This window comes from Mariniphaga sediminis, assembly GCF_003573545.1.
GTDB classification, from domain to species: domain Bacteria; phylum Bacteroidota; class Bacteroidia; order Bacteroidales; family Prolixibacteraceae; genus Mariniphaga; species Mariniphaga sediminis.
Genome location: NZ_QWET01000008.1, coordinates 187,509 through 199,797, shown reverse-complemented (window position 1 = coordinate 199,797; position 12,289 = coordinate 187,509). Strand labels below are relative to the sequence as shown.

7 protein-coding genes and 1 pseudogene are annotated in these 12,289 nt (G+C 40.1%); 6 read left to right on the top strand and 2 right to left on the bottom strand.

The features are described 5' to 3' along the window. Nucleotides 1–256 precede the first annotated feature (256 nt). From tnpA to D1164_RS12695, 4 genes and pseudogenes are all read left to right on the top strand, one after another. Nucleotides 257–692 (top strand): annotated as a pseudogene (gene tnpA / locus D1164_RS12710) (IS200/IS605 family transposase). Nucleotides 693–941: 249 nt separating this feature from the next. Further along, a complete protein-coding gene (locus D1164_RS12705; protein WP_119350360.1) occupies nucleotides 942–1,283 on the top strand; it encodes a hypothetical protein in 342 nt (113 codons plus the stop codon). 304 nt (nucleotides 1,284–1,587) lie between these two features. Further along, nucleotides 1,588–2,214 carry a hypothetical protein gene (locus D1164_RS12700; RefSeq protein ID WP_119350359.1) on the top strand — a complete coding sequence of 209 codons (627 nt, stop codon included), beginning with the start codon at nucleotides 1,588–1,590 and terminating at the stop codon, nucleotides 2,212–2,214. A gap of 225 nt (nucleotides 2,215–2,439) precedes the next feature. Then, nucleotides 2,440–3,285, top strand: coding sequence for a hypothetical protein (locus D1164_RS12695; RefSeq protein ID WP_147372179.1), 846 nt, complete (start codon nucleotides 2,440–2,442; stop codon nucleotides 3,283–3,285). Nucleotides 3,286–3,381: 96 nt separating this feature from the next. On the opposite strand, the gene D1164_RS12690 is transcribed toward D1164_RS12695, so the two are convergent. Both D1164_RS12690 and D1164_RS12685 read right to left on the bottom strand, forming a co-directional pair. Further along, nucleotides 3,382–5,187, bottom strand: coding sequence for an SLC13 family permease (locus D1164_RS12690; RefSeq protein ID WP_119350357.1), 1,806 nt, complete (start codon nucleotides 5,185–5,187; stop codon nucleotides 3,382–3,384). A gap of 106 nt (nucleotides 5,188–5,293) precedes the next feature. Then, nucleotides 5,294–7,249 carry a GNAT family N-acetyltransferase gene (locus tag D1164_RS12685; protein WP_119350356.1) on the bottom strand — a complete coding sequence of 652 codons (1,956 nt, stop codon included), beginning with the start codon at nucleotides 7,247–7,249 and terminating at the stop codon, nucleotides 5,294–5,296. 380 nt (nucleotides 7,250–7,629) lie between these two features. Between D1164_RS12685 and D1164_RS12675 the strand changes: the two genes are divergently transcribed. Beyond that, nucleotides 7,630–8,865 (top strand): FecR family protein, encoded by a 1,236-nt coding sequence (locus D1164_RS12675; protein ID WP_147372177.1) that lies wholly within the window; start codon nucleotides 7,630–7,632, stop codon nucleotides 8,863–8,865. Between the two features lie 192 nt (nucleotides 8,866–9,057). Further along, a complete protein-coding gene (locus D1164_RS12670) occupies nucleotides 9,058–12,273 on the top strand; it encodes a SusC/RagA family TonB-linked outer membrane protein (protein ID WP_206611000.1) in 3,216 nt (1,071 codons plus the stop codon). The last annotated feature ends 16 nt before the right edge of the window (nucleotides 12,274–12,289 follow it).

Sequence of the window (12,289 nt, the reverse complement as noted above, 5' to 3'; positions counted from 1 at the left end):
AGTGGGTTTAAACAGGCATTATTGCATTCAGGCGATGTCCCAAAATTATTTCTCAACAAGATAATTCTCGTCCCAAAATTCAATCAGAACAAAACAAGGAGGCTGTTCAAAAAATAAAATTAGACAGTCTCTGTAACATTTGATACCTCCGGTACCTGATCCTGTTTATTAAAATTTGAAAAACCACCGTCTTAGACGGTGGTAATGGACAATTGGCTAAGTCATTTTATCTTGCCCATGATTAAAGATAAAAAACATGGGTAAATTTAGACAATTATCACATGTGTACTACAAATGTGAGTACCATGTAGTTTTTGTTCCGAAGTATCGTTTTCGGATACTAGCAGGAACCTTGAAAGTACAAGTAGAACAAGACCTTGTTTCAATCAGTCAATGGAAAGAAGTAGAAGTATTGGAACAAAGTGTCCAATCGGATCATGTTCACATGGTTTGTTCCATCCCTCCGAAGATTTCAGTATCTCATTTTATGGGATTGTTGAAGGGAAAGTTGGCAATGTGCATTTTTCAATCTTATCCGGATTTGAAGCAAAAGCCTTTGAAGCAAAAGCCTTTGGGGCAATCACTTTTGGGCAAAAGGTTACTTCATTAGCACCATTGGTCTGGATGAAGAAATGATTCGAAGGTATGTCCGACATCAAGAAAAAGAAGAACGTAAGAAGAACTGGCGTTAACGTTTTCCCCCTTTTAGGGGAAATTGAAAATCAAAGCCACGTCCTCCGGGCGTGGTTGTTTACTAAGCAGCTAATTCAAAAAGAATAAGTATCCAACACTCAATTTCCAGGTATATTGTGTTTAGCTTTAAGTGAAAGAAGACCTTAGTGACATAAAATCAATCAATAAAGAAAACCTATCATGAAAAAACATCTAACATAAATTAATAAACTTAGTATCTCTTGATTGAAATTTAATCAAAAAGAAAAATGAAAGAAAAAACTGTTAGAACTCAATGGACTATTTTAATGGTCATTTTTGTTATAGTTTTCTCAATAACTCAACTTTCATGCGAGAAAGAAAACAATTGTGAAAATTTTCAAATTGGAATACTTAAAAATTTGATAGGTTTTGATGGTTGTGGCCGGGCTATTCAATTATCAGATTCAACAAGGCTTGAGCCCATAGATTTGAGTGATTTTGATATTGAATTGGAAGAAAACAAAAGTGTTTATGTTCAATATCAGGGAAAGCCAGAAATGAGTATTTACCAAGTTGGACAAACTGTTATTATCGATTGTATTGAAGATTGTCAAAAAAATGAAGGATAAGAAAAGGTAAAAAAACACAAAAAAGCACATATTTAGACCGGTTTCGGTGCATCATTCAGGGGTGAATTCTCGCATTGCCGTTCAGTTTGTGCGGACGTAAACGCTCTTCGAAATCCGCATCAACCGCGACGAGCTCCTTTGGTCCGTCATTGAATACTTTACTTCAGCAAATATTCCTATTTGAGCCAGGTTTACTCCCGCTGTTGTTTATTTTAGGAAAGTTCTTTAGATTTATCCGGATAAAACCAAAAATCATTCAGCCTTGCATAAAGTAAGCTGAATAGTGTAAGCTTATATTGCCGGTATGAAAAAAAGGGTGAGCGATAAATATTCTCAGTTTTACAAATCAATAGGATTCGAGCGCCTGGGACTTTTTGAATTGATTAAAGATGAATTTAATCCGGCCACAGTGCTATATCCTGGCTGTTCAATTCACGTCACTCCATCCTTTTATTTTAACCATGTTGTGTACGTTGATACAAGTCAATTATCAATTGATTTCTTCGCAAATAAAAATGATGTATCAGGTATTATTAATGAAAATAAAACTTTCCCGGAGTCGTCTTACTGGAATTTTCTTCCAAAGGATTTTCGGTTCGATTTGGGATTGAGAACCAGTTCGTTCGACTTGTTGCTTTCTTTGTTTAGCGGAAAGCTGATAAACTATTGTGAGAAATATATAAAATTCAGAGGCTTTGTACTGACAAACAGTTTGTTCTCAGATAATGATTCGATAAAAAACAGAAATGATTTTAAACTTCTGGGATTGATTCAATGTAAAAATTTTACATACCATATTGATTATAAAATGAAGTCATCTAAAGAGACACATTCAAAATTAAGACAAAGAGATAAAGGGTTTGAGTATATTGATAATGAAAATTATTATGTATACCAAAAGATGAAAAGAGACGGCACCGGTGCGGTGTAAATTATAACCGGAAAAGCGTAAAAATTAAGGTGTGGGCCCTACTCAAACATATCGCTTTCAGCATGATAAAATTCCCTGAAACCTTCATGAATCAAACAGATTAAATATATATCATACAAGCATATAAAAAAGGAAAGAATGACTAAGAAAATTTTACCTCTCATTTTAATATTCTGTTCGTTGGTGGCAGTTGCGCAAAAAGATTAAAAAAAAGGATGTGTTGTTTTGGAAAACAACGATACGATTTGCGGGATGCTGAAAAACAAAAAATATTATTCAGCAGGTGGTGTTAAATTGTTCCGGGAGGATAAGAAAATAAGATATCCCAAACAGGCAATAGCCGAAATATACATTCATGCAGACAGGTATGTGAAAAGCGATATGGGGTTATGGGAGCATGCATTTTTTAAAAAAGAGGTTTCGGGAAATGTAAATGTATACACATTCAAAAGAAAGAAAAGGCTCGGGGGATTTGATTCCGATATTAATTTTGGACGCCTGATTCCCGCTATTAAATTTTATTGCGATGATTATCCGGGATTGGAGGATACTCTTCAATACATTAATAAAAAGAACGTTGATGAGTTCGTTGTGAAATACAATGCCTGGAAAGCAAACAACCCGGGCAGTAAATCATACTTTGAAAATAATATTCATAGTAAACCACTTGTTAATTTCAAGCTGAGTTTTCTGCTTCCGGGAGCAGGTATTGAGTTTGGATTGAGTGAAAAGGTCTCTCTTAGCACCATGCTAAAGAATGAATTTGGATATGGCAGTTCCGTTGGCTGGATAGTGAACCCGTTTCTGGACACCCAGTTACGGTATTATCATAATATAAACAAAAGGAAAGCGGAGAATAAAAGAACCTATAAGTATTCCGGGAATTATGTATGCCTCGTAAATGCTTATTTTTTTGACACCGGGGCGAGCCTGACCGGAATGGAATACGGATGGCAAAGAGTGATAAATAAACACTGGTATTTTAACCTGGGACTAGGCGCTGCAAAATGGACAACAGGCGATCAGGGGTTTACCGTTTTATACGATATTGATTTTGGCTACAATTTTTAAATCAGTACTTGGTATGTCCAGTAATATCAGACAGCCTAATGCGAAAAACAAAAGCATAGCCCGTAAACAGAAAATAATTTTTCGTGTTACTTCCTTTCAAAATTCCCAAAAAACGGGAATGAGCAGCAGGGAAAGGATGAATGCAATGATATTCAGGGGAAGGCCGATTTTTACATAGTCGGTAAATTTATAGTTGCCAATGGCCTGAACAATCAGGTTGGTTTGGTAGCCGATGGGCGTAGAGAAACTGGCCGAGGCGGCAATGGCAATGGCCACAAAAAATGGTTTTGGGTCGAGGTTTAGTTGCTGGGCTGCGGACAAGGCAATGGGGAAGGTGAGGGCCGCCGCTGCATTGTTGGTGACAATTTCGGTGGCAATGGCTGTAACGATGTAAAGCGCTGCCAATATACCAACAGGGCCAAATGCCTTTGAAAAATTAATGGTGGTTCGTGCCAGCGATTCGGCCGCTCCCGAGTTTTGCATCGCCTTACTGATGGCAAACGCGCAGGCAATGGTGATCAGCACATCCCAACTGATGGCTCTGGTATATTTCTGGTGGGGCATAATTTTCAGCCATACAAGCAAAACGGCTGCCAGTACCGAAAAGAAGAACATATCAAAAGTAAGCCCCGCCGGCGATTCAAAATAGCGCCCTACTGTAGCGCCAATAATCATAGCCAGGAGAATGATAAAGGCCAGCCATTTTGTCCAGAAAGTACCGGTAGCACGATAATCGCGAATGTAGGAGGTCATATAAAATATCCTGGAATCGCCCCAGTTTTGGATAAAATTGTCGGTGGTGAGTAAAACGAGGTTATCGCCGGGTTTTAGTTTCAGGTTGTTCATATTCGAGGTAATACGCTCTCCGTTTCGATGAATGGCCAGCACCACGGCCTGGTAATGTTCGTAAAAGTTGAACTCCGGTATGGTTTCTCCAATACCCGGAAAACGGGGCGAAATCACAGCCTCATACTGTTTCAGTTTATCTTTCGGCACATTTTTTATGTGGTCTAATCCGCTGAGGCGGATGTTGTCGTTGGCCAAAATATAGTTAAGCCGATCCGATTTGCCGGCCAGCATCAGTTTATCGTTGGGCAGTATTTTGAATGTGCCCCGTTTGGTTTCGATGATATTTCCTTCGCGTTCAATACAACGTATCGACAGCTTGCTCAGTTCTCTCAACCTGCCATTTGTGGCTTCCAGCCCGATGAGAGTACTGTTTTCCGGTATCAAAACATCATAGTAATAATCTTTTGATCCTGCAGAGCTGCGGGTATTGAACAGAATTTTTTTCCCGGGGAGTAATTTGTTTCCGGCAATGGCAATGTAAATAGTTCCGATAATGGCAATTAAAAGTCCTACTTTTCCTAATTCGAACATACCGAATCCGGGATATCCGTTTTCGAGAATCAAACCATGCACAACGAGGTTGGTGGAGGTTCCGATAAGGGTACACATACCGCCAAGGATTGTGGCAAACGACAGCGGAATGAGAAATTTTTTATGGGAAAGGTTCAGGGTTTCTGACCATTTTTTGATGATGGGCGCAAAGATAACCACAACGGGTGTATTATTCAAAAAAGCCGATAAAACTGAAACGGGCAACATAATGCGCGGAATCAGAAAAACCATCCTTCCTCTTTTGCGCGGCAGGTAGGTTTGGGCCAGGCGGTTCAGTACCCCTGACTGCCGAACACCTTCACTCACCAGGAAAAGTACACCCACGGTGATCATTCCTTTGTTGGAAAAACCGGCCAGCAACTCTTTGTCACTAATGATACCGGTTGACATCAGAACAACAGCGGCGGAGAAAAAGACCAGACCAGGACGCATCACCTCTTTGGCAAGCGCCACGATGGTAAGAATAATCACGGCCACCACAATATATCCTTCGAGGGTCATCAAATTGTAAATGGTATTTTTAGGCTCCTCATTCTTTTTTGCGCTGCTTTTAGTGTCGAGTCAAAACTATATATAAAACGGGTAACTTCAAAAAAAATATGATTCTTCAGACCGTCACAAACTGGGCAATGTTGCGGTTTATTTCGATGCGGTTAAAGAGCGAACGCACAATTTTGGTGTACAATTCATCTTTTAATACGTAATCTTCAATGCCTGCATCAACATTGGGATTATCATTTACCTCAATCACATAAACTTCGTTATTCACCAATTTGAGGTCCACTCCGTAAAGCCCGTCACCAATGAGTGAGGCCGCTTTAACCGCTGTTTTTATGACCGGTTCGGGGACCTGATCCAGAGGTACTGTTTCCGAATTGCCCCAGTTGTTTTTATTGTTGCTGTTCCAGTTATAAATTTGCCAGTGGTCTTTTGCCATGTAGTATTTGCAGGCGTAAAGCGGAGCCTGGTCGAGAACCCCGATGCGCCAGTCGAATTCCGAGGGCATAAACTCCTGCACGATAACCAAATCGGACAGCTGGAAAAGTTTTTTCAGTGAGACATCCAGTTCTTCCGGCGTAGTTACCTTTTCCACGCCAAGGGAAAAGGCGCTGTCGGGTTGTTTTAGTACCAGAGGGAAAGCAAGATGGGCAGTTTCCAGTTTGCGGTAAGTTGATTTGGACAATACCACGGTAACAGGGGTTTTTATTTTATTTTGCTTCAGTCGCTCATTTTGGAAGATTTTGTTCGAGCAGCGCATAATAGACCAGGGGTCGTCAATGACCACCAACCCTTCGGCATAGGCAGCCCGCGAAAAATGGTATGTATGATTGTTCACGCTGGTGGTTTCCCTGATGAATAGCGCGTCGAATTCCGAAAGCTGACTGAAGTCGTCTTTTGTGATAAATTCGGTGTAGAAGCCTTCTTTTTCCGCGGCCTTTTTAAAGTTTTGCAGAGCCACCGGACATGATGGCGGATTTTTTTCATCCGGGTTCACCAATATAGCCAAGTCGTATTTGTAATTTTTAAACCGGGGACGGGTAAATCGTTTTTTTGAGAAGTAGTCACGGGCAAACTCCTGCACTTTCTCCAAATGGTCAGGATTTACCTTTTTCATGCTCAGCGGGGTTACTTTCTGTATCATCCATTTTTCATTTTTGACGAAGTCGATTTGCAACAGAGGCGCCTCGAACAGGTGATACAGCTTTTGGGCAAGTTGTTTGAACTTTGGATTTACCGACTGGCTGAAATAGACAAAAATGCTTATTCTGCTTCCCTCCACTGGTTTAAGTGTTTTTTGGATATCTTCATCAATGTAGCCTGAAAGCGATCGTATGAGCGAAAGACTGCTGAAATCGCGCAGGGTTGTCACATTGGGAATTACGCGGTGGTCCCGGGCCGATGCCAGCAGCGATACATAATATCCCATTTTCTGGTACTGATATGAGTTACTCAGGTTAAATATCCGCACGTTTTTTAACGACTGAAACTCCGGACTGGTGATGTAACTGCGCGAGGAAATAACTTTGACACCCTCAATAGGAAGGTTCCAGCTTTTTGGATTTCGTACAATGATAATATTGGAAATGCTTTGTTTTTCAGGATTTTCATCGAGTTGTAAAACCATGCGCAATCCGTGTTCACCTTTCATGTAATAATCGGGTAGTTCTTCAAAAAAACTAAACCCGGCATTTTTGTAAAACTGAATCACTTTTTCGTCTGTCCGCCGGACTTCCAGTGATATACGCCTCATTTTTTTTGCACGGGCAAAGGCCATAATATATTCCATAAGCTGTTTGCCGATTCCCTGTTCCCGGTAAGCCGGTAAAACGGCAATGGAAAATATGCGCAGGCTTTTGGTATAAAGGTACAGGGTAGCCGACCCGGCAGGCCGTTTTTCTTTCCCGTCCTGTACTTCTGCAATAATGAGTTGCTGAAAAGGGCTTGACATGCTGTAACGGATGGCGCGTCGGGTGTTTTGCTGAAATTTTGGGAAGCAGCTTTTTTCCAGTTCTTCGAGAAAATTTAAATCGTTTGGTTCTGATTTTCTGATAATTGTCTTCATTGTTTGTGTTAAGAAAAACAAATCAAATGTAGATCATTTTTGGATTGTTTGTTCTGGCGGCAGGAGAAGTTTTGAACAAATCGGAAAATTTTTATTTCCCATTTTTCAGACTTACCAGGTTCTGTAAACCCTGTCCTTACCACTTACTCCAATGCGGAATCCTGAAAAATTCATTGCATAATACAAGGTCGTTGTGCCTTGATCAATTTTTAGCTTTATTGAAATTTACAGTTCAATATAATATCGAGAAATGAAATTTAAACAGTCTTGTAGTGAGGGGATTGAAAACTTGAAATTTAGTTTTGAAAAAAAATCTTGAAAAAAATGTCCACAAAAACCGAAAATGTGACTTTCTTAAAATATTAACGGCCAATAATCGAATGAAACAAGAATTTTTAGCATATAGTTTGGAGCAACTTCTGGAAGAAAAATCTTTCATTGCCTGGGTATTACATCATGAAAATGAGATAGAATGGGAAAGATTTCTGGGAGCTAACTCCGGTTTTCGTCCGAAGGTCAACAAAGCCCGCGAAATTATTCTTTTTCTTCGCGAAAAGTACGATGTGCTGGATGAAGATTCTGTACTGGAGGTATGGAAGAATATTGACAAATACGATCAGCAGTACAAGCAAAAGGTGAGAAATCTGAACTTCAGGAGGAGGTTTAGTTGGGCGGCTTCTATTCTTATCCTTATTTCCATGGGAACATTCGGATACCTTTATCTAAATGAAAGGAACAACGGATACCAGTTCGTTTCACCTGATTCTCCCAAAGCCGGTGACGCCCGCATGGTGCTTTCAACTGGAGAGGAAATTGCCCTGAAAAAAGACAACTCCACCATTACACTGAACGATGTAGCCGATCAGGTAACCGTAAACGACAGCATTATTGATTTAAAGGAAAAAACGGGTACCGGGCAGCAAACCGTTTCAATGAACGAAGTGGTGATTCCATATGGGAAAAAATCGGAACTGTTGCTGGCAGATGGTACTAAAGTGTGGCTTAATGCCGGTAGCCGATTGGCTTTTCCTTCCAGGTTTACGGACGATACAAGGGAAGTTTACCTCGAAGGCGAGGCTTGTTTCCAGGTTACCCGTAATGAAAAACATCCTTTTATTGTAAAAGCCGGAAATTTGGATGTGAAGGTTTTGGGTACCCATTTTAATGTTTCAGCCTACTCAAATGATGAAACCATTGAAACGGTATTGCTGGAAGGGAGTGTGATTGTGAGCAAACCAAAAACTTTTGGCCTGGGAAAAACGGATGTAGTTTTAACCCCCAGGCAAAAGGCAAGTTTTTTTAAAGAAAGCAGTAAATTGAATGTGGCCAATGAGCCTCATGCCGATTTATTTATAGCATGGACATACGGCTGGCTAGAATATTACCGAGAAAGTCTTTTGTCTGTATTGCAAAAAGTGGAGAGGTACTACAATGTAGAAATCCATTTGCCCGATAATTACCCGGGCGGCGATAGAATTAGCGGGAAGCTTGATTTGAAAGATTCACTCGAAGCAGTGATGGTGGTATTGTCAGATGCTTCCGGTTTTGAGTTCCGCATTAGTGGGGATAAAGTATTAATTGAAAAGAAAATGAAAGAATTGCCTATGCAAAAATGATAGAATAAAAAAAGAAAACCGGTGAGCGTACTAACCCTGTGAAATTTAATTGGCCTTATTATTTCACAGAACAGGCCCTCCGGTCTTCGAATAGATTTAAATGGTGTTTAATCTAAACAGTGTAAAAGTATGAAGAAAAAACGAGAATTGCGATGCTTCTCGAGGAGAAGCATGTTTAAATTTTTTTTGAGAATGAAGCTGTTAACCTTTTTTGTTTTTACAGCAATGGTTGTTTCTGCGGCAGACAGTTATTCACAGTCTGCAAAGTTCAGTTTAAAACTGAGAGATGTGACCGTTAAGGAGGTATTCGAACACATCGAGGAAAATAGTGAGTTCATTTTGTTGTACAACGAAAAGTGGGTGGACATAACCCGCCGGGTGGATATTGATGTAAAAAATGAAACAGTAGAAAAGATTCTTGATCAAACGTTTGAAGATACCTGGAATCTATACCACATTTACGATCGTCAAATTGTAATTCTGGAAGGTGACAAGTCTAAATCAACGGTAAATTTTCGAAATGAACTTTCATCGGCAACTCTTAAGGAAACCCGGAAACAAACACAACAAAAAGAGATTATTGGTATTGTAACCAATACAAAGGGAGAACCCATCCCGTTTGTAAATGTGGTTATTAAAGGCGCGGCAATTGGGACAGCTACCAATGAGCTTGGCGAATACAGATTATCCGTGAAAGACGACGTAACCCTCATTTTTAGTAGTTTGGGATTCAAGGATTATGAAATAAATACTGCCGGAAAAGAAAAGATTAATGTTGTATTGGTGGAAGACAATATTGATGTGGCTGAAGTGGTGGTAATGGGCTACAATACGGTGGAAAGGAGACACCTTGCTTCATCGGTTGAGTCAGTTGACATGGATAAAGTAGAGAACCGTCCGATATTTAAACTCCAGGAGGCATTTAGTGGCACGGTGGCCGGGGCTACAATTTTGCAAGGGAGTAATCTTCCTGGTAGCGTACCGGGTACCATTTCCATCAGAGGGCTAAGTACCCTCCAGGATGCTGAACCACTGGTTATTGTTGATGGGATGGAACAATCTTTAACAGATATTGATCCAAACCAGATTAAAAGTATCAGTATTTTAAAAGATGCCGCATCGGCTTCGATGTATGGTTCTCGTGGAGCCAATGGTGTAATTATTATTGAAACAGAACGTGGAAGCACCGGAGAATTTAAAGTCGATTTGCATAGCTGGGTGGCCATGCAGTCCCCAATCGATCTGCCGGATTTTGTAAACTCAGCCAATTATATGCGGCTGAACAATGAGGCCAGAACAATGCAGGGACAGGAACCTTTATTTACCACAGATGATATCAATCTGGCTGATAACGGAGAATATAGCAATACCGATTGGCTAAATGCTATCATGGAACAGACAGCATACTCACATAATACCGCTGCAAATATTTCAGGTGGTGGTGGAGTTGGAACATTCAATTTAATGTTGGGATATGTTGAAGAGAATGGTTTGAACGAACTGGAAGGTACCCAGAAGTTCAGCGCCAGATTTAATACGAATATTAATATTGCCGATCGCTTTCTTTTATTGGCTGATTTTTATGCACACCGTCTGCAGGTGGATCGTTTAATGGCCAATGACGATGGACATGGCCTTTATGAGATTGCATGGCGGATGAATCCAACACAGGATATCTTTTATGAATCGGAACTACCCGACCATTATATTTTGCACAATAACCTGAATCCGCTGGCCAGAATTAAGTATGGAGGTACAAAAAATTATTTGTACGACAGAAGTACCATTAATCTGAGGCCCCGATACTATATCAATGATAATCTTCACATTTCCGGGAATGTGTCGTATATGATTAACAAATCAGCCAATAAATATAAAAGGGAAACTTTTAAATTTTACGACGGCGACGGAAAACCTGTAGATGTTTGGGATAATGATGTCGGTTCATCTCAGGGAGTCAGCGTTAGTCAAATTACGGCCCGCGGTCTTATCAATTATGAAAAAGAGTTGCGCGAAAAGAAGGATAAGATTTACCTGGTTCTTGGAACCGAAGTAATGAATTATACATATACGGATTACCGGGAAATATCAAAGGCTTCGTTCTTTTCCAAGCTGAATTATTCTTTTGACAACAGGTACTTGCTGGAAGCAACGGTCAGGACAGATGGTAGCAGTAAGTTTGCTCCCGGAAATCAGTGGGGTTTTTTCCCTTCAGCATCATTAGGATGGAATCTCCATAATGAGAGCTTTATGGCCTCTCTGAAAGATGACGGGGTATTAAATAATTTCAAAATTCGTGCTTCTTACGGTTTAATTGGAAATGAGAATGTAGCCCCCTATTTGTGGCAGGAAATCGTGAACAGATGGGGATGGACCATGCGTGTTCCCAATCCCGATTTCTCATGGGAAAAGCAAAAACAGATTAACGTGGGGGTAGATATTACAACGCTTCAAAATAAATTGAATATCACCTTTGATACCTATCGTAAACATTCTTACGACCTGATTTATTCTGACTTCCCGGTACCTCCACTCACCGGATCATATTACCTTACATCATCAGTGAATATTGGTGAAGTAGAGAATAAAGGATGGGAGGTTTCAGCAAAGTGGTCAGATAAAATTGGAGATTTCTCTTACAGCATTGGTGCCATGCTTTTCGACAATAGAAACAAGGTGTTGAAAGCAGGTTATTCTGACTCTGATACACTGATATTTAAGGATAATAACGATAAAATTTGGTATAGAGGAATTGCCGTTAATAACTATTATGGCTATGAAAGTGATGGTTATTTTGATGATGAGGCAGAGGTGGAAGCAACTGAAGCCAAGTTACCGAATACACTCCCTGGTGATATCAAATATGTAGATCAGAACAATGATGGAATAATTAACGATAAAGATAAGGTGAATCTTGGCGATCCTTTTCCTCACTACAACTACTCTGTAAGTGTAGATTTGAAATATAAGCGCTGGGATTTCTCTGTATTAGGACAAGGAGTTGGCAAACGTACCGGCAGGTTAAACGGAATGGAAGGTTATCCGGTATTAATGGATGGCTCAAGCAACAATCTTGGGGCCCCGCGAAAGTATTATATGGAAAACCGCTGGACGCCGGATAATCAAAACAGTCGCTTCCCAAGGGTTTGGACAGGCTCAAGTACCAATGCCGTTCTGAGTGACGTGTGGTTAAGTGAAGCTGCGTTTTTTCGATTTAAAACCATTCAGTTAGGTTATTCCATTCCTAAAATTGGGAAAAATATCAGAAATGTCCGCATCTATCTAAATGCCCAGGACGCTATCACCTTTACTAAATGGGAAGGTCTCGAACCTGAAAGGGATGGTGGAGATGGTAATTATCCGAGGATGGCTACCTATAGTATGGGTATAAAAGCAACTATTTTTTAAAATTTAAAAAATTATT

Excerpts from the sequence above, each read along its gene's own strand:
- D1164_RS12670 (WP_206611000.1), top strand. The coding sequence starts at position 9,058 with ATGAAGCTGTTAACCTTTTTTGTTTTTACAGCAATGGTTGTTTCTGCG.
- D1164_RS12675 (WP_147372177.1), top strand. The coding sequence starts at position 7,630 with ATGAAACAAGAATTTTTAGCATATAGTTTGGAGCAACTTCTGGAAGAA.
- D1164_RS12685 (WP_119350356.1), bottom strand. The coding sequence starts at position 7,249 with ATGAAGACAATTATCAGAAAATCAGAACCAAACGATTTAAATTTTCTC.
- D1164_RS12690 (WP_119350357.1), bottom strand. The coding sequence starts at position 5,187 with ATGACCCTCGAAGGATATATTGTGGTGGCCGTGATTATTCTTACCATC.
- D1164_RS12700 (WP_119350359.1), top strand. The coding sequence starts at position 1,588 with ATGAAAAAAAGGGTGAGCGATAAATATTCTCAGTTTTACAAATCAATA.
- D1164_RS12705 (WP_119350360.1), top strand. The coding sequence starts at position 942 with ATGAAAGAAAAAACTGTTAGAACTCAATGGACTATTTTAATGGTCATT.